This window comes from Paenibacillus sp. 2TAB23 (assembly GCF_052115165.1).
In the GTDB taxonomy this organism is placed as follows: domain Bacteria; phylum Bacillota; class Bacilli; order Paenibacillales; family Paenibacillaceae; genus Pristimantibacillus.
On record NZ_JBFRGD010000019.1, the window covers coordinates 48,230 to 70,744 of the forward strand.

A 22,515-nucleotide genomic window follows, 5' to 3' on the forward strand; every position below is an offset into this window, starting at 1 on the left:
ATGTGATACTATTAGGCTAGCAGATCAATTACGAGAGAGTAGGTGCCGGTCGTGGTATCACAAAGGATGGACAAAAACAAATCCGGAGGCGCGGGAGCCGAGAAGTCTTTATCTAACAGCACACCAGGCTCCCTGTCATCTGAAGTCGCACCTTCGCAGCAGGTGTCAGGGATGCAGCCAAGCGCACTTCTGCAATTGCAGAGCAAAATTGGCAATCGGGGCGTTACGCAATTAATGAGATCGCAATCGGGCAATCAAGCTCAGAATACGATTCAGAAAAAGGGAAATCAAACCGGCATGCCTGATGGTCTGAAAGCGGGTGTTGAGAATCTTTCGGGTCTTGCTATGGATGATGTGAAGGTGCATTACAATTCTGCGAAGCCCTCTGGTGTAAACGCACTCGCGTATGCTCAAGGAACGGATATACATATCGGGCCGGGTCAGGAAAAGCATTTGCCGCATGAGGCATGGCATGTAGCCCAGCAGAAGCAAGGCAGGGTGAAACCGACTGTTCAAATGAAGGATGCGGCCATTAACGATGATGTCGGATTGGAGCATGAAGCGGACATTATGGGAGCGAAGGCAGCCAAGATGGACAGCACTAAATAATCGTTCGTTAGTCATGACTAGCAGAAAGAACCGGATCCATTTATTTGGAATAGTTATACATACGTAAAAGTCTGGAATATGCATGCTGAAGTGCGCCACTTAGAATTGACATTGGAAAAACCCAAGGGTTAAACCGGTGAAAATACTAAGTGGTGCATTTTTTATGCCAGCGTTAAAGGGACAAAAGTATGAGGCTTATGTAGAATTAATAACGGTTAGAGCCCTGCGTTTACATGTGGTGGGGGGCATGAAATTGGGTAACCGACATCACGTAGTTCCGCGTAGCCAACACATGGTTGAAACCATAGGGGCAATGGCTAAGACGTATGAAACGACCTCTCTGAATATTCTAACTAAATAAATCTGAAGGTTTATGCAACACTAGTGCTCTAGCCTATCTTCCTATCGGATGTAGGTTTTTTTGGCGTTCGCAGTTGGGTTCTCCATGCTGCATAATGTTCGGTCCGAAATAATCTTTGTACATGGAATGTCCTAAAAGAAAATAATATTCAGGTAAACATCTGGTAAGTAAGTAAAAAAATGCACATTGTTGTTCAATAAAAATGTTCATATACTGAAAGCGTATACAAAAGGAGCTCCTGAAACACACACATGTATTAACAAATGAAAAGGGGGAATGGAATTATATACGATAGAGAGTATCAATCGGTAACTTAATTTTCCTTTCACGAGCGTACAGATGCTGTCATTATTGTCGTAGGAAAAAATGTAAGCGGTTCCGAATTTGCTGTATCGAACTTTATCGCGAACGTGAAAGCGACAAGAAAAGTCAGACCTGATTTTGTTTTCTATATCGGTACCCGCGAGATCAAGATTGTTTATACTTGCCAGGTGAACAATGCCGGTTCTCCTTATGATACCGGTAAATGAAAGGGAAGAGACAAGGAATAAGAGAGGAGTTTTAGGTAATGCGTAAAATAAGAGTAGTGGTGGCTCTCTTGGTTTGCTTCATTATGGTTGCAGGTTTCAACTTACACCAGACCAAGGCGGAGGCAGCGCCGGAACCAAACGACACGTGGAGGCAGGTCGACCCTGCTGATGTCCAGATTGGCAAAAGCTATCTTATCGTGTCCGAGCACGGCGCGCTTGCTAACGCTCAAGCGACAATCAACACACCCGGCGACGTCACCGGCGACACTCAGGTTGGCATGGTGTCCAAAACCGTGACGATTGAAGACGGCTTAATCACATCCGAAGTGACGGACGACATGATCTGGCAGTTTGGCCTTGGCGCAAATACTGCGGCGGCATCCGGCGGTCTTGGCGAAGGCCCAGGCTACTATGTATTGAACAACGCTCCCGGCGCAGGCGGAGGCACGGAACCTCTGAGAAGGGAATCCAGCTTCAACGCGCAGCATGCGCCCCTCAATACGACCGGCGCAGCCATCAATGGCAACCAGCAGAGCCTTTTGCTGCATGTTCTGGATGAAAAAGAAGACACAGTGTCCCTGTACGTTTGGGGCGGAAACAACCAGTTTAATTTTGCCCTGACGAGTACGGAAGACGGCTTCACCGCGAAGAGCAAGGCGGCGGGCACGACGAGCGCAGCTCAATTGATTGAGCAGATGCAGGAGTCACCGTCATTGCGGCTGTATGAACCGAACGTGAACGTCGGCGTTCAGCACTACGTCATGGCGTCATCGGGCGAGAACGGCAGTATAAGTCCGTCCTCTCTGGCAGGCCATGTTTGGGTAAACGATGGCAAAGACGTGACCTTCACGTTAAATCCCGCTTTCGGGTTTGAAGTGGCAAAGGTTACGGTTAACGACGAAGAAGTGGCTGTTGCAGACAACACATACACCTTAAAGAACGTCACCGCGAGCGGCACAAGCATCCACGTGACATTCAAGCCTATTTCAAACGCAGCGGATTTACCGTTCACAGTGTATAACGACATATTCTCAGTCGGCAACGTCACTACAGCGGTCATCATCGACCTTGGCGAAGGCAATGCGGCAAACCTTGCCGACCTGAGCGCCGACATGTTCACGGCGGCCGCGAGGAACACAAGGCTTGATGGCTCGACCGTGATCTTCGACGGCTTGCGCAATATCACCAGAGTATACGTAAATAATGATCCCAATCCGCTTGGCTACATTTCGCCCGCACCGGGATCCGACGACCTCGTAACAAATATGCCCCCGAGCGGACGCTACATCATCGTCGAACTTGAGTTCTGGAATGCCAATGGCTATACATCCGGCGCAATGGTTTCGGGCACCTTGCAAAACGCATTCTCGGCACTCCTCAATTACCGCGTCAACATGGATCGTGAGATCAAGCTGACAGACGGCACTACCATAACCCCGAGATTCACTCAAGCAGCGGTAGTAAACCCGGCGCTCGACAAGTTTGTCCCGGACAAAACAAACCCGGACGGCACTGGCAGCATGGACATCCTGATTTCGATCGACGAGTCCTGGGAAGACCTCGGTCCTCTCCCGCTGTTCATCTACAATCATGGCGGCGGCCGCGGCGGTCCTTCAGGGGACTTCTTCGCGCCAGTGCAAACCGCGAACGGCGCAGCCGTGCTCTCCAAGCGCCAATTGGAGAACCCCGGCAAGTACAACGTGCACATCATAGCTACGCAGAACCACTCGAACAATCAGGACAACAACGAGGCCCTTATGGCATACGTGGAGAAACTTGCCGCTGAGGGCAAGGTGGATCTGAGCCGTATCTACATGTCCGGCTTCTCGATGGGCAGCATGTACACAATCGGTTTCTATAACCGCAATCCTGAGTTTCTCGCAGCAATCGTTCCGCTTGCAGGAGGCACCTTGCCAACCGTGGAGCAGCTTACCGCGAACCCCGAGCTCACAAAAACGGCCATATGGGCGCATACACATAAGAATGACGGCGCTGGTAATGCATGGACACAGTATTTCACAACAGGCGCTGGCGCAAGCGGCTTATATTCAGCAGCCAATGTGAATGTTCTGGAAACCAACCAGGCCTTTAATTTCCCGTACTACGGCTTTGACTGGACACCGCACGAAACCGAAGCCCAAGTGTTCAGCAACCTTCTCGGCCAATCAAACGCCAGCTTCAGGTATGGCGCAAGCCAAGAAGAGTACGCAGATAAGAACATCTTCGATTGGATGTTCGCGCAGTACAGAAACAGCACGACTAGCTCAGCAACTTTGTCAGGTCCAGCTTTAGTGCAGTTTGGTGATACATTCGATGTGACCTACGGTCTTGAAAGCTTGAAACAGGAAGTGTATGCACAAGACATTACAATCGAATATGACGCTAATAAGCTGGAGCTTGTTGGTCAGCCAGTATCCGTGGATTCCGAGAAGTTTGTTATTGTAGGCACAGACAGCCAAGAAGGAAGCATTCGAATTATAGGCACTCATTTGAATGACAGCGTAATTAATCCAAATCAGAATCTCTTTAAGCTTAGCTTCAAGGCAAAGAACACAGCTGGTATCTCGGATATCAAAGTCACGCATCTAGTAATTGCGGATGGCGAAGGCGTGGAAGCGGAAATTGGCGGAGATACGCATACGGTCGAGATTTCCAAACCAATAATTCCAGGAGATTTCAATGACGACAACAAAGTAAGTGTTGGCGACTTGGCTTTGATTGCGAAGGCTTATGGCCAATCTTCGGATAGTCCAAATTGGAATCAAGTTAAACAGTACGATATCAATAAAGATGGCACAATCGACATTGAAGACCTTGTCGCATTGGCACGTCTTATCCTGACTAAATAATTGTTCTAATACAGCCAAAGGGGTATCGATAGAGCTTGATGCTGTCGATACCCCTTTGCCTTGTTCTAGCCTATTCATTCCAATTTCCGATGCCTATTAACAAGGGAGATGACCCGCTTGAAAAATCGAATATTTCTGCTTCTGCTGTCCACGCTTCTGCTATTCACGATCTTGCCGACCATGGCATACGCCGAGGACAAAACCACTTTCTCACTAAGCAGCTCCATCAGCAAAGTAAAGGTTGGCGATGAAGTAGTCGTCACTGTTGAAGGCCATAGCGTGAAGGACGTCTATGGATACGAGCTTCGTCTATCCTACGACCCGAAGGTATTAAAGTTCCGTCAAGCATCCACTACTTGGGAGGGCTTCACGGTCCCTCCAATCGTCGAGAACGGAAAAATGACATTCGCACACACTAAGGTAAGCAATATCAAGGGGGAGAGCGGACATGTGCGCTTCGCTTCGTTGCGATTCGAAGCCATACGTCAGAGCGATGCTGCTATTCAATTAACGCGTGTCAAATTGGTTGACAGTATAGGTGGCAGCACAATTACAGAACCCGGCTTGTTGTTGAAGGTCAATATTTCTATGAAGAATCCGATTAACTATCTTGACATTAAAGGGCATTGGGCCGAGGAAAACATTGCAAGGGCGACGGAAATGGGCTGGATCAACGGCTATCCGGATGGCAGATTCGCTCCGCAGAACGAGGTAACTCGTGCTCAATTCACCACGATGCTATCAAGAGCGCTCGCTCTATCATCTCCATCATCTCCATCAGACCTAGCACAGACCTTTAAGGACCATGAGAGCATTCCGGAGTACGCAAAATCCCATGTATCGCAAGCGGCTGCTGCCGGATTGGTGAGGGGATACGAAGACGCGACGTTCAGGCCGTCACGATGGATTACTCGCTCTGAGATTACGGTCATGCTGATGCGCGTATTAGGGTACGAAGACAAGTTGGACTCGAGTCCTCCGCTCGCCTATGATGATACTGTCCAAATTCCAGATTGGGCTTACCCAGCCATTGCAACAGCCTCGGACATAGGCATAGTCAAGGGAAGGGGCAATAATAAGTTTGCACCAGGCGGTTATACGACCCGGGCAGAATCTGTTACCTTGATTCTAAGAATATTAGACCGTATTTCTTCCACTTCCACCGTCAGCTGACCTTCATTCGGCACATCCTCTATAGCCTGTCTATACACGAAGAATCGACTCCAAGCGGGGGTCGCTCTTATGTACAGACAGGCTATATAATTAGGTATTGAACTTGCCGCCCCCCGTACCATCATAAAGTAGTTCGTATTCCAGTTCTTACCTTATTGACTACGATTAATAAAATGGTGATCCCTCTGCGAAGTAGACGAATTCGAAAATGCTTGCCCACAATCTACATAAGCAAGCAGCTATAGACCAGAATAGAAAAACAGCGCTACAGTAATAGCCCGCTGTAGCGCTGTTTTTTCATGTTTTCCAACATTTCTGTTCAAAGCGAGCTATCTCTTCAGCGAGCTTGCTACTTTTGAGACAGCCCCTTTTGTAAATTCCGTCTATCAAGTCAGTACTGTCAGTACTGTCAGTACTTATTATTTTACAAGGCCTTTTTCTTGCTTGAATTTCTCCCACTGTGCTTCTGTTTCTGTCTGGATTTTCTCTTGGCCGGAAGCAATCATCTTTTCCTTATACTTCGGAAGCTCTTTGGCAGGATCAACCGAGCCGGATTCAAGCGCAACCTGATACTCATTGTTGACGGCTGTGATGTTCGCAATCTCCGCTTTAATCGTTTCTTCGTTTACGCCAAAGCCGCTTGTTGCTGGGACAATCGCGCTTTCATTAAGTGCGATGGTTCTCTCCCATGTATCTGCAGCCTGGCCTGGCTTCAGGAATGCGTTGAATTGATTGCCGAATACCCAGTCGCCGTTTGGCGCATAACCGGAATCCTTGATCGGCTCGATATTTTTATCGTCAACCTTGTTGTAGTGCTTGCCCTCGATGCCGTTGCAAATGAGGTTGTAAAGGTAGCTGTCCGTATTCAGCAGGTTAATCAGCATAAGCGTGCGTTCTGCGTTTTTGGAGCCTTTGTTGATGACGTGCATAGCACCGGCGATACCTGTGAAGTAGCTGTCAGAGATTGGAACGTAGACGGCCTCGTTGCCGCCGTTAACGGCCATTTCCCCAACTTCGCCGCCAGGCTTGGATGTGAATTCAAGTGAAACAGCTACATTTCCTTTGCTTTTCAAATCATTGATGTTTTGAATGATGGGAGCATCCTCGTTAATATAGCCAGCTTGGTACCAGCTGCGCATATCATCATAATAAGCTTTTTTCTCGTCAAGGATTTGCAGATTGCTAATGTATTTGAGCGACGCATCGTCTTTAGCGTAGCTAAGCGGCAGCCCCTCGCCGACCTTTGTGCGGTCCGTGTACAAGCCCCAAGAGTTTTGAGCAAGGCCGAGCGGAATAATGTCAGGCTCGCTTTCTTTGAGCGTTTTCAGGAATGGCTCGATATCCTTGTAAGTTTGAATCGTGCTGACGTCCAGATTGTATTTTTCGATAAAGCGTTTTTGGATTGCTAAGCTTTTGGATTTGGCAGCAACCTGATAAATTGGGAAGCCGTATACTTTCCCGTCAACCGCAAGCATATCCGGCCAAAATTTATCAGGAATGTTAGCGCGGGCTTCCGGCGCGAACTTGCTGATCATCTCGTCTGTAATTTCTAGGTAAGCGCCCCTATCGATATACGGCTGGTAATTGCCAAGCCATCCTTTGGAGCTCCATGCCAAGTCGAAGTCCTCGCCTGCAGCTAGCATAGCGTTCAGCTTAGGCTCATACTCGTCGAAGGTAAGGGGCTTCAGATCAACCGTTGCGTTGATTTTTTCTTTCAAATATTTGTTGATCTCATCGTTGACAAGCTTTTGGTCCGGACCTGGATTGGCAGAAACCGGGTAGATAAAGGTCAGCTTGGCTTCGGGCAGCGCAGGTTCTTCTGAAGCTGCTGCTTCGGGAGATTTTTCGGCGGCGTTGCTAGGCTCGTTAGTGTTTGCCGGCGTATTGCCATTGTTGGAGCATGCCGCGATCATTGCGAGGCAAAGCATGAGCGCGAAGCATTTAATCAGTAACGCTGTTTTTGTTTTTTTCACGTTTGAACCCTCCGTTTATATAATGTTTTTTTATATGGCACAATAGTCGCTCCTTATCCTTTCAAGGAACCTACTGTAATACCCTTCACGAAATACTTCTGAAAGAAAGGAAATATGATAAGCATAGGACCGCCTGCGAGAATAGCCATGGCCATTCGGACAGATAAGGTTGGGAAATTCGCATATGCCAGCTTATCAGCGACCTGGGCAAGCGGTGAATTAGCCAAAAACTCGATCTGTGACAAAATGCGCACGAGCAGCAGCTGCAAAGGAATGTATTTGTCATTGTCAATAAATAACAGCGCATAGAACCATTCATTCCAGTAGCCAAAAGAGATGAATAAGCCTAGCGTAGCTAGTGCGGGAGTAGCCAGCGGCAAAATGATACGGAAGAAAATCCTGAATTCCTTGGCTCCGTCAACCTTTGCCGATTCAATAATTTCTTTACCGATTTTGTCCAGAAAGCCCTTCATAATCATAATATTGAAGGGGCTAAGCAGCGTCGGAAGAATGAGAGCGAGCAGCGAGTTTTTCAAATGCAAGTATTGCGTCATCATAATGTAGAACGGGATGAGGCCGCCATTAAACAGCATGGTGAAAAAAATATAAAACGTAATCGGCCTGTTGTAGCGAAAGTCCATGCGTGAGATGGGATATGCGGTCATGGCTGTCAGAAGCAGCGAGAGCACGGTGCCGACAACCGTGATCAGTATCGTAACGAGATATCCTTTAATTAAGGGATCAGGCTTCTGGAACACGATTCGATAAGCCTCGAAGCTCCATTCCTTCGGCAAGAATTGATAGCCATTCTGGACAAGGCTGTTCTCAGAGGTTATGGATATGATAACCACGAGTACGAATGGAAGGGCAATCATCAGGCAAAGCACGGTTAGAAAAACATTGATGACCCCGTTCATCACGTTGAATTTTTTGGTAGTTGGCATATATGATTCCTCCATTTTTAAAAGAGCGCATTATCCTTGTCTGTTTTGCGCACCAGATAATTGGCGGATACAACTGTGATCAAACCAACTACTGATTGCAGGAAGCCGACCGCCGCCGCGGAATTAATGTCGCCTAGCTTAGTAAGGGCGCGGTATACATAGGTGTCGATAATATCGGTGGTTGGGAAATTCGGACCGACGTTGTTCGGTACAAAATAATGCAAGCCGAAGTCGCCGCGGAATATGTTGCCCAGTCCCAAAATGAACAATATAATGACGAGCGGTTTAAGGAGCGGCAGCGTGATCCGCCACATCATCTGAATGCGGGAAGCACCGTCAAGCCTGGCAGCCTCGTAATAATCGGTGCTAATGCCTGTAATGCCGGCATAATAGACGAGCGTAGAGAAGCCGATGCCTTTCCACAAGGAGACGAGCGGCAGGATAAAGATCCAAGGCGCCGTTTCCAAATACCATTTGTGAGGATCTAAGCCAAACCAGCCAATAATCGTATTAAGGTATCCGCCTTTATGATCGAGAAAGGCGTTCGTGATATAGCCGACGAGCACAAAGGATATAAAGTAAGGTAAAAACATCGTTGTCTGATAAATCTTGATGAGCTTGCCGCTTAGCTCATTGAGGAGCAAGGCGAGCAGCAGGGCGGCTACGGTTCCCAGGATGATGTACGACATATTGTAGAGCAGGGTGTTGCGGATAATACGGACGGCATCCTGTGCTTTGAATAAAAATTCAAAGTTGTCGAAGCCGACCCATTTGCTGCCGAAGATGCCTTGATCATACCTGAAATACTTGAAGGCTAGAATGAGCCCGATCATAGGAATGTAGGCGATTACAAACTTAAATAATATGCCTGGCATGGCGAGCAGCAGCAGCTCCCGATTTTTTTTCAAATGCTTCCATTCCGTGCGAAGCCAGCCGGGCTTGTTCTGTTTGCTTGCTGCCTTTAGACCCGAAAGTCCCGGTTCTGTTTTGGCCACTTGTGATCTCCTCCATCTGATGCGTTCCTGTTATGATGCCAATCATGCCATGAAGCTAAGGCTGTGGGTAGAATAGGTTTTGCGAATAACTGTATTCCAAAGGTGTAAAATATTCGAATTTGTGAATATTCGTAGATATGGCGCCAAATACAAAGACCCTTCGCTCACTGCAGGCAGTGTGCAAAGGGTCTATTCGGCTATAAATAACAGCTTATGAGATCGATTTCTTCATCCGGTATTCCTTCGGCGTGCTTCCGACCTTGCCTTTGAAAAGACGGAAGAAGTAGCTTTGGTTGGCATATCCGCATTTGTCCATAATTTCGGTTATCGTATAGTTGTTCTGCTCAAGCAGCACTTGAGCATGAGTGAGGCGAACCTCATTAATATACTCCGTAATGGACAGCTTATAGTTCTCTTTGAACAGCTTGCCGATATAGGCGGAGGATAGCTTGACGCTCATCGCGATGGATTGCTGGCTTAGATTGATGTCGGAAAACTTCTGCTCGATAAGCTCTTTCACCGTTTCAAGCATCATCTCGTTTCGTTCCATGTTGGCTGGGCGCTGACCTTCGCAAATTTTGGCGCATAGCGACAGGAGGGAGAGATACATTTCCTCTAGCGTTTCCTTCTCCTGCGTAATGAGATGAATATAATCCAGATCGACAGAGAAATTCACGACGCGATTCTCGTTTATTTCACTGGCAGCGTTTTTAATGACCCAGGCAAGATTGGATACCGCGCGAATCATATCGTCATACTGGAAGCCTGCGATCAATGAAAAAGCTTTCTCCAGCTCATTGCCCGCATTCGTCAGCTGTCCTTTTTTAAGCGCTTCAGCCAGCTTCTTCTCCGTTGCATCCGGCAGTGAGACCTGCTTGCTAGTCAGATTGCCTTTAATATCCTCCGACGAAATGATAGCTTTATTCCCCTTTACGATCATATATTGGCTGTAACGCAATGCCTGCGTATAAGCCGTCGACAGAAATGAATAGTTGGAAATGACGTCGCTAATGCCACAGGACAATGAAATGCTGTAGAAGCGCTCGATCGTGTCTTGAATCTCTTGAAGCTTTGATATGACTTGCTCGAATCGACTGCCCGAATCGGACTCGTTTGGCGACAAAATAAGAACGGCATGGTCGCCTCTAATCTCGACAGCTTCGCATGGATAGTGGCTGCCCATAATCTCTTGCGCGATGTTGATAATGGCAAAATTGTACAGCTTGTTGGACGCTCCTGCCATACCGCTGCCGAAGGCTGAGAACTGGTCGATCTTGAGTACGCAGACGAGCAAATGATCCTTGACCGATATATTAAGATGATGCTTTTCGATCAGATGCTGCATGTCATGGTCGGAGAACAGCTGGCTGTCGGACAAAAACCTTCGAATATAATATTTGCTTACAATTTGCTCGGAGCTGATTTCGCTTAGCTGCTCTGACAGCTTCATATAATTGTCGCTCATAAGCAGAAGCTCATCATCCGCGCCATTGCCGTCTTGCTTGCCGTCAGGCAGATGGGGCCGGATTCGTTTCAGCATATTTTCAATTGGATTGTAAAGCTTATAGGACAATCCCACCGACAATCCGATCGCAAGCAGAAGGAAAAGGCCAGAGATCAGCAAGGATTGATTGCGCGTATGGGTCACTGCTCCCATCAGCTTGTCATAGGACTGGATATAAAGAATAGTCCAGGCGCCAAGGCCGTCATCCATGAAGGTAACCATTTCCTTCTCGCCGGAAAGCTGGCCAATAAAAAATCCGGAAGAGCGGCTTTCTTCTGCTTTATGAGCCTCTACAAGCTCTTTAACCTGCGTTTGAGCCTGATCGGATACAAAAGTGGCTTGAGGATCAGACGATAGCAGTTTTCCATCCTGTGTTTGAATATAGATTTCGCCTTGATCCCGGTCGCTGGCTACATTCATTTTTTTCAAACTTTCGAATACCCAGTCGGACTTAATGAACAAAATAATGGCAGATTGCGTGCTTGTGAACGGTTTCAAGGAATCCGTTACGATAAAAGCAAAGGTATCGATGCGCCCTTTTTGTTGTCCGAGGCTCATCGGAATGAGTCGATTCGTTGGCTGCGGATTTTTGGCATCTAGAAGCAGGCTCCTAATTCGCTGATCCGTTTCGCCGCCGTCGAGCAGCAGGCTGCTGCTCGTTCCATACAGCTTCGACTGTGATTTGTTGTAAATGACCATAGAATGCAGAAAGGAAGAGCTCTCCATAATATTCGACATTTGACGATGGCCGCGGATCAGATCCATTTTGGGCAAATCATCATTAAACATAAGCGGGATTAGAAAATGGTCACGGTATACGAAATTTGAAAGCCTCGTAATGATGTCGTTCATATAGGAAAGATTGTATTGAATTTGCGAGAGCACCTTCAGGTTGGATTCCTCTTGGATGCTTTTGACCGATTTCTCTAGAATATACGTATTGGATACCGATGATGCAACGAGTACGACCACCATGGACGCCATGATGGAGAACATGACCCGCTGCAAATATTTTTTGGATTTATAGAATCCGAATACCTTCATCTGATCCAAGCCCCCTGTGTCAACGATCTGTTTATTGCGGACCGAACTTATCGAATTCGATATCGCTCCAGCCAAGAAGATAGGCGGGTGACTTCGGCTGCAGACGGTAATCAGCCTTATCGGCAAGCAGGAACGAAGGGTCCTCATGCAATGTTTCTTCGTCGTATTTGCCGTTTGCGAGTGACCGCCACTGCGCCCAGTCGTATTCCTCTCTGCCAAGAACGTCTTCCCCGCTAGCGGCAAGCGGCAGGCAGCCCGCTACTTTGCAGGGTGCGCCGTTATTCCAATAAAGGTTGCGGTCTGCGGCTGTGAATCTCACATCGCTATAGTTAACAAAATAATATAGATAACCTGAATTGTAAATGATATTGCGCGCAATTTCGATATCCTTGTTTTCTTCGTCAGCCATTTCCTGTGACCCGATCGCAGAGATTGCAGCAGGATTCTGGGCAAGCAGATTGTTAAAGATTCGATTCCCTATTCCCTTCGAGAAAATAAGCATCCAAAGCTTGCCCTCGCCTGTGCTGTATAAGCGGGTTATGACATTGTTAGTCACAGTGAAATCATCGGCTGCATCATCCAAATAGATTCCAAATCCAAAGGAGAAATGGATGCCGCTGTCATGCAGGTAATTGCTGTGAATGACGTTGCCTCTCCCAACTCCCCAAGCCTCAATCAAGCCGCCGTCCTGACTGTCTGTCATAACCTCCGAAATATCGTTGTAAGCAATGAAATTGTTTTTGCTGTGCAGGAAATTCCAATGGTTCTCCCAAGTAACCGGAATACCATAAAGCTCGGCTGGCATCGCTTTATGTCGAAGCCCCTTCATGGATATGCCGTACCTAGGCATATCGGCAATGCTATTGTGTTTGATTTGGTTATGTCCGCTCTGATAGAGGAGAATCCCGCAGCCATGTCCGACGAGCTGGCCGCCATTCTCGATTCGGTTATTCGTAATCGTATGATAACCATTCGTGAAGGAAGCGTCTGCGCTGTCGAAGGGTCCAGCGCCTGGCGCAAATCCATTCATGCTGATGCCCATATAGCCGAAATGGCTTATGACGTTCCTGTCGATCGTTACGTTTCTAACGTAGCGGTCCAGATAGATGCCGCAGCTTCCGGATTGCTCAATCCTGCAGCCTGCGATTTGAATATGCTGGGCATGATTGCAATAAATCAAGCCCTCGCGATGCGCCTCCTGCTCCACATTGTCGTCCATCATGCGGTATTCGCGGAAGAAATCGGTGCAGGTGAGGCGAAGCCCAGCCAATTGCAGATAACGTACCGGCTCATTGGCACTTTTGCCATTGATTTCGAGCAGGCGCGTAATTTTTGGAGCGATAATGATCTGCTCGTTTGGATCTGTGACGCCATCTTGAACAAAGTAGTACAGCGTGTTTGAAGCTGAATCCAGATGGAATTGCCCTGGCGCCTGTAGGAAGTCCAGAGAGCCTTGCATATAATACCGGGAACCAGCACCGATTGGCCATATAGAGGGACTTTCGAATAGTACTAGCTGTTCATCGGCATGAACCGAAGCGATGGGCTTCGTCTCAGAGAACCAATTCCATTCGCCTTCCCCCGGCCAGACAAACACCTGCGCTCTCGCCAAGTCATAGTGTGCAGGAAGATCTTCCGAGCGATAGCGGATGCCGCTTTTGTTAGCCTTTTCATCATCAATGGCAATTAGGCTAGCCGTTTCAAAATAACCGACCGCTGGCAGCCTAGCCTGCTGAATACGCTTGCCGTCAGCATACAGCGTGTGGAAACGGAAGCCCGCATCCAGCTTCGTTGACCAAACGCTTCCTTTATATGGGATCCATCCGGTTAAACGTTTGCCGCCAGCTAAAACGGCTTCTTCTCCCGGGAAAGACGCGTAGCGGATAAGACAGCCGTCTCTCCCGGAATCTCTATGGTCAAACCGGAGCGGAGTATCTAACTCGTATAGCCCGCCCCTAATCAATACTTCTACGTCTTGGTCCATTCCATTTTGGATAAGCCGGCGCGTCTCTTCCTGTGCTTTTCTTATCGTAAGGAATGGTTCCTCTCTTGTTCCCTGCGCGTTATCGTCTCCGTTTACCGCTACATAATACATGATGCTCATCCTTAAAAACCCCCTATTTAGAAACTGTACATTATAGTTATAAAACCGATGCAGCACTGGGTGCAAGTGCTTTCAAATAAAGTACACTTAATCGTTTTTTTCACAGTAGACTGGTGTCGGCTCCCGTGTTAACTTAACCTTCGATCGATAGAAAAGAAGGATTTCGCTTATGCCGGAGTAGCTTGCGAATGGAGGAATCGGAAATGACAGATGGAGCAAGAAGCAGACAAAATTTCGATGAAGGCTGGTATTTTCACAAAGGTGACCTGTTCATTCCTTATGCGGTAAAAGGGGGGATGACGGGCGGCTTGACCGATTGCGGGAAGCGGGAGGAAGGCGAATGGCTGGATATCGCCTATGTAGATAAGGAAGCCCAGCATATGCAGGAAGGATGGGAGAGTGTCCGTTTGCCGCATGACTGGTGTCCGGAAGGACAGTTCATCAATGATCCCGACATGGGTTCGAGAGCAGGCAGCCATGGCTATTTACAGGCAGGAATCGGTTTTTATCGCAAACGGTTCACCATCCCAGCGGAGCAGCTAGGGGAAAGAATAGAACTCAGCTTCGATGGCGTTACGGGCAGAAGCACCGTATGGGTGAACGGTCATCTGATCGGCGAGCGTTTTGGCGGTTATACCAGTTTTGCGTACGATATAACCGATGTGCTTCGTTACGGCGAGGAAGGGGACAATATCGTGCTCGTGAAGGTGGATGCCACCGATCATGAAGGCTGGTGGTATGAAGGCAGCGGTATATACCGCCATGTGTGGCTGCAAACGACCGATTTGCTCCATATTGCACCGTATGGAATCTATGTAACAACAACTATTGGTCAAGACGGCGCAGCCGTCGTTTCCCTAGAAACAAAGGTAATGAATGAAGGGGAAGGCAAGCGCGTATTCACCTGCCATACCGTTATTCGCGAGCGCGTAGGCGGGCGGAAGGTTGCAGAGCAATCTAGTCATGCCGCTCTTATTGGACTAGAGGAACTAACGATAGTACTTGCACTCCATATGGATGCGCCTGAGCTGTGGACGCCAGAGCATCCCTTCCTATATATAGCGATGACCGAACTATACGAAGATGATAAGCTGGTCGATCGGGTTGAGACGCGATTCGGGGTAAGAACGATTGTTTTTGATAAAGATCAAGGCTTTTTATTAAACGGAAATCATTATCCGATCAAAGGCACGAGCAATCATCAGGACTTTGCAGGGGTCGGCGTTGCAATGCCTAAGGCATTGATTGCTTACAAGCTAAACCTCTTGAAGGAGATGGGGTGCAATGCTTACCGCAGTGCCCACCATCCGCCATCACCAGAGCTGCTTGATTTGTGCGATGAGCTGGGCATGCTCGTCATGGATGAGAATCGGAAGCTGGACAGCTCTGCAAGAGGCATGGATGAATTAAAAGCGATGATTCTGCGCGATCGCAATCACCCTTCCGTCATCCTATGGAGCTTGGAGAATGAAGAGGTGCTCGAAGGTACGGTCATGGGAGCTCGCATACTGCGGTCGATGTCGCAGCTTGCACATAAGCTGGATCCCACGAGACCGACTATGGCGGCAATGAACCATGGCTGGAGCAGCGGCGGTTATGCGGAAGCGATCGACATTGTGGGCTATAATTACGGGCATCGTGGAGCGGACGTGGACGGGCGGAGAAAAAATCCGGATCGGCTTATACTTGGCAGCGAATCCGCAAGCTATACAACGACTAGGGGCATATACGAGGATGACCCGGTTAAGGGCTATTGCACGGAATATGGTACGAATATTCCATCCTGGGGCTGCAGTCCAGAGAAATCATGGACCGATGTGCTTCGCAATCCGTACCTTACCGGTATTTTTATCTGGACGGGCTTTGATTACAGAGGCGAGCCTACGCCGTACGAATGGCCGTGCATAAGCTCGCATTACGGCATGATGGATACTTGCGGATTTCCTAAGGATGTCTATTATCTGATGAAAGCGTTATGGGTCGACGAGCCAATCGTCCATTTGCTGCCCCATTGGAACTGGCCTGAGCGCGAAGGGGAGCAGATAAAGGCAGTAGTGTATACCAATTGCGATTCCGTGGAGCTGTTTTTGAACGGGAGATCGCTTGGCGAGCACGCGGTGAAGCCGCATTACAGCATGGAGTGGGCGGTTGCGTACGAGCCTGGGGAGCTTACGGCTATTGGTAAAATAGGCGGAGCGGCAGCGGCACAGAGCAAGCGAATAACGGCTGGCAAACCGCATGCGATCCGTTTAGAAGCGAATCGTATTGCCATTAGCGGGGATGGCGCGGACGTAGCGGCCGTGAGAGTAAGTATTTTGGATATGAGCGGCAACGTGGTTCCCTATGCGGATTCATTGGTGCATTTCCAGGTAGAAGGTGCGGGTACGCTGCTCGGTGTAGGCAACGGCAACCCAAGCAGCCATGAATCAGACAAAGCAAGCAGCCGAAGAGCTTTTAATGGCCATGCGTTGGCTCTTGTGCAGGCGGGTCTTGGCCATGGAAGCATAACGCTTAAGGCAACGGCTGCGGGTTTGCATTCATCGAAAGTAGTCATTGAGGTCAGCGCCGAGTAATTGAAAACGTAAGAATATGGGTGCAGCAAAAGAAAGGGGAATGGAAATTGGCGGTTGAAGCGATAGAAAGTGTGTTACCAAACGTACAGGTTGAGGCTTTCATAAGAAGATACGAGAATGCTGTACAGCTGGAGCAGTGCAAGATGACCTTTGGGGGAGCAAACGGGAAAACAACAACGGCCGTAGGCGCCGAATGGAGTGTAAGGCTGGATACAAAAGGCGATCCTGATCGGTTGGAGGGACTAGAGCTGACTGCTGTATTCCAATCAACCGGCTATTCGGAGCAGACGTCTGCCTCGCTGTCTTTCCGCTTCAGCGAATGGTCAGAGCATAACTATGTGCTTGTTCCCGGAGCCGTGTATAACGGCAACCGTTTCAACGTGCGCAAGCTGCCTTATGCGCCATGCTGGACCAAGCTTACGGAGCGCGGTCCTAATATACCAACGACCATTACGGATGTTCCAAGGTTATCGATTGAGCGTGACCATGCATCTGCTTTTCACTTGCTGACCGGTGATGCCGCGACACCCGCAATCGGCGCATTCGACGAGAAGTCCGGCAATGGCTGGTTGTTTATAACCGAGCAAGCGACGAACCTTGGAGACACCTCCATGCACATGGAGGAGGACGATGACAGGCGCACTGCCCAAATTTCGTTTCAAGCGCCGGGAGTGCGGCCTGATAGGAAGTACGAAATGACGACAACAAGCGTGACTAGCACGGACAGCGGGCATGATTTCAAGCCAGGCGAAACCGTCGTATTGAAAACCAAGATTTATCGGTTTCCATGCGATTCCGTAAATGGCTTGTTCGAGCAATTTGCAAAGGTTAGGCAGCAGGGCATGCCGAGCTCCCCGCTAGCGCCAAGTTTGCCGCTCTCTGCAGCGTGGGAAGTTCAGGAGCAGAAATATAATGCGCTGAACTGGAATGATCAGCTAGGCTATTACGCGGTCGGAACCATCGATATGAAGCATCAGGATTGGCAGATTGGATGGGTAGGCGGCGGTATGTCGAGCTATGCGCTGCTTCTGGAGGGCAGTGAGCTTTCCGCGCAGCGGGCGCTGGACACGCTGCGGTTCATGTTCAGCAGCCAGACGGAGTCGGGCTTCTTCCATGGCGTATGTTACAAAGGGCAATGGTACGGGGACGAATTCAGCGATGCTCCGGACCGGGACCATCCCGAGCAGTGGCATATTTTGCGGAAGAGCGCGGATGCTTTGTATTTCATCATGAAGCATTTCATAGCACTGGAGCAGGTGATGCCTGCATTTGTTATACCTGAGAGCTGGCTTGCAGGAACTAGACGGCTAGCTGATGCCTTTGTAAAGCTCTGGCGCAGCTACGGGCAATTCGGCCAGTGGGTTCATTCCAAAACAGGGGATATTTTGGTCGGCGGATCGGCAGGCGCTGGAATAGCTCCGGCAGGTTTGGCGCTGTTCGGTGCATATTTCAAGGACAAGACGTATATAACCGTTGCCGAGCAGGCTGCTGAATATTTCTACCTTCAATTCACGAAGCAGGGCGTCACGACCGGCGGTCCTGGTGAAATATTGCAGTGCCCGGACAGCGAGTCCGCATTCGCGCTTCTGGAGTCCTATATGGTGCTGTTCGATGAGAGTGGTGATCAGGCATGGCTCACGCGTGCGGAGGAGGCAGCGCTGCAGTGCATGAGCTGGTGTGTCTCGTATGATTTCCGTTTTCCGCAAGGCTCAACCTTCGATCGGCTCGGCATCCGCACAACGGGCTCCGTCATTGCCAACGTTCAGAACAAGCACAGTGCTCCAGGCATTTGTACATTATCCGGCGATTCGTTATTTAAGCTGTACCGGGCTACCGGAAACGGGCTTTATATGGAGCTGCTTAGAGAAATTGCCGGCAACATGGCACAATATTTGTCGCGGGAAGATCGTCCGGTTAGGGGATGGGATGGCGATGACATGCCGGCTGGCTATATGAGCGAGCGGGTCAATATGAGCGACTGGGAAGGACAGGCATACGTGGGAGAGGTGATACCGTATTCATGCTGGTGCGAGGTATCCCTCATGCTTTCTTATGCTGAGCTGCCCGGTATCTATGTGAACAAGAAAAGCGGCGATATGACTGTCATTGATCAAGTGGATTGCAGTCTGGAGGCTGCAGGAAAGGATGGATCAAAGCTTACCATTCACAATAATACGAAGTTCCCTGCGCACATTAAACTGCTGGTGGAATCAGAGGATGAGGCTAAGCAGCCGCTGGGCCCGTGCGCTTCCGTTGCATGGAAACGGATTGCTGTGCCTGCAGGAGAAACATTAGCGTTTATCTTGTAATATTTGCGGTTATTCGAAAAATGTACAGCTGGATTATACATCATTTGGCGAATTGTACACTTTGATTTTCTGTAGGTAATGGTCATGCTGAGAGTAACTGCAGCATTCACTCGGCGAGTCGGCTTTTAGCTGGAAGCCTTTCACATGAAAGGGGATCCGGCTAAGCCGGCTGCATCATGAGCAAGCATCCTGCCTGAAATCAGCCATGTCCTGTGAGCGCATGCAATCTCAAATGAGAAAGGAAGATGAATGATGCCAAGCAAGTCCAAAGGTAAACGTATGACCAAAAATAACAAGCGAATCATCAGCTTGTTATGTACGGCAACATTGCTGCTGCCTGCATTGCCAATCTCTACCGCTTATGCTTCGTCATTAAATGTAACCGCTTACGGAGCGAATGGGAGCGATGAGCTCGATGATTTGGCTGGCATTCAGGCAGCCATTGACGGCGCAGAGGCTGGCGATACCGTAGTTATTCCGTCAGGCACCTACTACATATCCGATACAATCGAAAGCAAGTCGGATATTAAGCTGATCGGGGAAAACCGCGATACGACAATTATCAAATATACGGGTGATTCCGTTGGTTATTTGATTTCGTTAAATGGCCGGAGCCATGTAGAAGTAGCGCAATTGACGCTCGATGGCAATGGGAACGCTAATACCGAGGGCGGCATCATCGCCGACGATACGGTGTCAGAAGGCAATGGGGGACATTACCTGCATCACAATCGCATTATGAATATGACTCGAGCCGAAGGTTTTGGCCCATTCGGTATTCTCGTAGCTCATAACGATTATGCTGTCATTACGGACAACGAGTTCAATCATATTGGCGTAGACTCGATGTGGGGAGCGGGAATGCGGGTTGGCTATGATTCCAACTATCCGACGATTCTTCGAAATAAGATTGCTGATACCGGACGTGGCGGCATCTTCCTGAATGACGGCGTGGAAGGCGCAGTCGTTAGAAACAACGTTGTGACCGGTTCTGGGCATACGGATCACGGCTTATCGATTGAGCTTCACACGAATGTAAACCATTCTTTGGTCGAGGATAACGTGGTCGACCACTGGCTAAGCGTAGTAAGGTCTGAATATAATGCGATTCGCCGCAATACGATACAAACCGCTGGCGATACCGTTAAAGGCATGGGCCTAGAAATCATGTCCAATCATTCGATTACAACGGATAATCTCGTTGATGGAGGCCAGCAGGTCGGCATGCAGCAATCGCCGGGTACCGGTTATCAATACTGGGGCTTCAACACGATTCAAAACCTTGTGATGTGGGGCATGCAGCTGCAAGGCGAAGGTACGGGGCAGATTGAGCAAACTCAATACTTCTATAAAAATACGTTCCAAAATACGCAAACCGGCCATCCATCGGTCGCTTATCCAGGTTACGACGGCTACGGCGTTCGCATACATGGGAACTCGCGGAACATTACGTTTGATAGCAATATCATTCGCAATAATGGCGGGAAAGCGATAGATATTACAGGCGCGGCAGGCGTCGACCGCATTAGCTTCATTAATAATACGATTACAGACAACGCCGGTCCTACGATCGAAACCTATCCTGAAGCGGCAGCAGACTTGGAGTGGAGCGGCAATACGGTTAGCGGCAATGGGACGGATACACAGCTGGAGTCCCGTGGATTCACAGATCCGAAGCCGACTGCTGACTTCGAAGCACCGCTTACAGCCGAGACGGGAGAAACGGTCTCATTCGCCAATGCATCACTGCCAAACGGCGGCACGATTGTTGAGAATCTTTGGGACTTTGGCGATGGTCTGCCTACAACGGACATTAACCCCACACATAAGTATAACGAGCCTGGCACATACCGTGTAACGCTTGTCGTATGGAGCGACCTAGGCCGTGCGAGCTTGAAGGAGCAAATGATTACGGTCAGTGCTCCGCTTGAGAAGGAAGCGCCGAATGCACCAACCGGACTAACGGTTTCTTCAAAGTCTGACACAAGCATCAGCATTGCTTGGGCGGCATCGACCGATAATGTCGGCGTGACCGGCTATGATATTATGACAGGCGGGCAGCTTATAGGCTCCACGACAGATGCCGTAGCTTTCACGGCTTCTGGCCTAACGGCTTACACGAATTACAGCTTCACGGTTATTGCCAAAGACGCTGCCGGGAATCGATCTGAGCCAAGCGAACCGCTAAGCGTCACAACTAACGGTTCATCGCCGGTTACGACTACGCCGACGATTCCTCCGTTTAATCCTCATCCAGCCTCATATGCCGTCAAAAATGATGAGCTTGCTTCGTCAAACGGCAATGGTACGGTTACGATAAAGGTGGAGAAAGGCATTCAGGATCTTATCCTGCCCGTTGATGCAAACGAACGGTTAGGCAGCAATAAGCTCGAGCTCCAATGGGAACAGATTACGTTCACCGTACCAGCGGATGTACTGAAGCAGCTTGCAGAATCCGTTGCAGCGGCGGACCGGGCTGACGGCAAGATCGTGCTTTCGGTCAAAGAACTGCCGAAGGCCGAAGCTGATGCATTATTGGCGAAAGCAAATGGCACTGCCTATTTGACAGTAGAGGCCGACGGTTCGATATTTGACCTCACATTTGCATTGCGTAAGCGTGACGGCCAATTGTCAGAGCTATCCTCATTCTCGAGTCCAATTGGCATTCGTTTCAAGACCGCTCAGGAACAAAACGGCAGCAAGCCAGGGATTTACAGAATTGCTGATGACGGCAGCTTGTCCTATGTAGGCGGAGAGTCAATAAATGGCGAGCTGGCAGGGAATACGAACCATTTCAGCAAATATGCAGTACTAACGGTATCCAAAAATTTTACTGACGTACCGAATTCCCACTGGGCTTTCGATGCGATTCAGGCGCTTGCATCCAAAATGATGATTAAAGGCACGAGCGATGCTTCCTTTGAGCCAAGCCGCGAAATTACGCGAGCAGAGTTTACGGTCATGCTTGTTCATGCTATGCAAGCACAGCTGACACAGGATAACGACGTGCTTCCGCCTTCTTTTACCGATGAGCAGAAAATAGGTGGTTGGGCGATTAAAGCGGTTACGCAAGCCACACAAAAAGGCTGGATTAACGGCTTTGAGGATGGAAGCTTCCGTCCGCAGGCAGCCATTACACGAGCAGAAATGGCCGTTATCGTAGCTAAAGCACTTGCGCTGCAGCCCGTAACGGAGCAAGCAACGCCATTTACCGATAACGATGCTATTCCGCAATGGGCGAGTGACGCGGCGAACAATTTGGCGAGTAAAGGGTTAATTAAAGGGCGTGCAAACGGTGAATTTGCACCATCAGCAGCGTTGACACGCGCCGAAGCAGCCGCCATTATCGCTAACCTACTGAATTATTCCGAATAGCATCGTAACGAATACAAATCCCGTCCTTTATCTGAGGGACGGGATTTGTATGATTCTACTAATAATTAGGAGATGACATTGGGTCCATTCCTACTTTATCCACTAATACGTAAATTATATAGCGTTTAATTGCATGGATTAGCCAATTGTACAGTTTCAATTACGGAATGGA

At 48.9% G+C, this 22,515-nt stretch carries 11 protein-coding genes; 6 read left to right on the forward strand and 5 right to left on the reverse strand.

Annotation, left to right across the window (positions count from 1 at the left end):
* The first annotated feature begins 51 nt into the window (after positions 1-51).
* From AB4Z29_RS23450 to AB4Z29_RS23460, 3 genes are all read left to right on the forward strand, one after another.
* Positions 52-609 carry an eCIS core domain-containing protein gene (locus tag AB4Z29_RS23450; RefSeq protein WP_441945406.1) on the forward strand — a complete coding sequence of 186 codons (558 nt, stop codon included), beginning with the start codon at positions 52-54 and terminating at the stop codon, positions 607-609.
* Positions 610-1,538: 929 nt separating this feature from the next.
* Complete coding sequence (locus AB4Z29_RS23455) at positions 1,539-4,349, forward strand: cohesin domain-containing protein (RefSeq protein ID WP_441945407.1); 2,811 nt, start codon at positions 1,539-1,541, stop codon at positions 4,347-4,349.
* Between the two features lie 117 nt (positions 4,350-4,466).
* A complete protein-coding gene (locus AB4Z29_RS23460) occupies positions 4,467-5,522 on the forward strand; it encodes an S-layer homology domain-containing protein (protein ID WP_441945408.1) in 1,056 nt (351 codons plus the stop codon).
* Positions 5,523-5,941: 419 nt separating this feature from the next.
* Here the strand turns inward: AB4Z29_RS23460 and AB4Z29_RS23465 are convergent, their stop codons facing one another.
* From AB4Z29_RS23465 to AB4Z29_RS23485, 5 genes are all read right to left on the reverse strand, one after another.
* Positions 5,942-7,495 (reverse strand): ABC transporter substrate-binding protein, encoded by a 1,554-nt coding sequence (locus tag AB4Z29_RS23465; protein ID WP_441945409.1) that lies wholly within the window; start codon positions 7,493-7,495, stop codon positions 5,942-5,944.
* 53 nt (positions 7,496-7,548) lie between these two features.
* Positions 7,549-8,439: a carbohydrate ABC transporter permease gene (locus AB4Z29_RS23470; RefSeq protein ID WP_441945410.1), complete on the reverse strand. Its 891-nt coding sequence runs from the start codon at positions 8,437-8,439 to the stop codon at positions 7,549-7,551.
* A 17-nt stretch (positions 8,440-8,456) separates the two neighbouring features.
* Entirely contained in the window at positions 8,457-9,434 is a 978-nt protein-coding gene (locus AB4Z29_RS23475) for an ABC transporter permease (RefSeq protein ID WP_441945411.1), read from the reverse strand.
* Positions 9,435-9,645: 211 nt separating this feature from the next.
* Positions 9,646-11,982 (reverse strand): helix-turn-helix domain-containing protein, encoded by a 2,337-nt coding sequence (locus tag AB4Z29_RS23480; protein ID WP_441945412.1) that lies wholly within the window; start codon positions 11,980-11,982, stop codon positions 9,646-9,648.
* A gap of 31 nt (positions 11,983-12,013) precedes the next feature.
* On the reverse strand, positions 12,014-14,086 hold the full coding sequence (locus tag AB4Z29_RS23485) for a right-handed parallel beta-helix repeat-containing protein (RefSeq protein ID WP_441945413.1): 2,073 nt from the start codon (positions 14,084-14,086) through the stop codon (positions 12,014-12,016).
* 203 nt (positions 14,087-14,289) lie between these two features.
* Here AB4Z29_RS23485 and galA point away from each other — a divergent pair, with 203 nt between their 5' ends.
* From galA to AB4Z29_RS23500, 3 genes are all read left to right on the forward strand, one after another.
* Positions 14,290-16,659 (forward strand): beta-galactosidase GalA, encoded by a 2,370-nt coding sequence (gene galA, locus AB4Z29_RS23490; protein WP_441945414.1) that lies wholly within the window; start codon positions 14,290-14,292, stop codon positions 16,657-16,659.
* A gap of 47 nt (positions 16,660-16,706) precedes the next feature.
* Positions 16,707-18,968, forward strand: coding sequence for a hypothetical protein (locus tag AB4Z29_RS23495; protein ID WP_441945415.1), 2,262 nt, complete (start codon positions 16,707-16,709; stop codon positions 18,966-18,968).
* 249 nt (positions 18,969-19,217) lie between these two features.
* Positions 19,218-22,343: an S-layer homology domain-containing protein gene (locus tag AB4Z29_RS23500; RefSeq protein ID WP_441945416.1), complete on the forward strand. Its 3,126-nt coding sequence runs from the start codon at positions 19,218-19,220 to the stop codon at positions 22,341-22,343.
* Positions 22,344-22,515 lie beyond the last annotated feature (172 nt).

Excerpts from the sequence above, each read along its gene's own strand:
- galA (WP_441945414.1), top strand. The coding sequence starts at position 14,290 with ATGACAGATGGAGCAAGAAGCAGACAAAATTTCGATGAAGGCTGGTAT.
- AB4Z29_RS23480 (WP_441945412.1), bottom strand. The coding sequence starts at position 11,982 with ATGAAGGTATTCGGATTCTATAAATCCAAAAAATATTTGCAGCGGGTC.
- AB4Z29_RS23500 (WP_441945416.1), top strand. The coding sequence starts at position 19,218 with ATGATGCCAAGCAAGTCCAAAGGTAAACGTATGACCAAAAATAACAAG.
- AB4Z29_RS23455 (WP_441945407.1), top strand. The coding sequence starts at position 1,539 with ATGCGTAAAATAAGAGTAGTGGTGGCTCTCTTGGTTTGCTTCATTATG.
- AB4Z29_RS23485 (WP_441945413.1), bottom strand. The coding sequence starts at position 14,086 with ATGAGCATCATGTATTATGTAGCGGTAAACGGAGACGATAACGCGCAG.
- AB4Z29_RS23470 (WP_441945410.1), bottom strand. The coding sequence starts at position 8,439 with ATGCCAACTACCAAAAAATTCAACGTGATGAACGGGGTCATCAATGTT.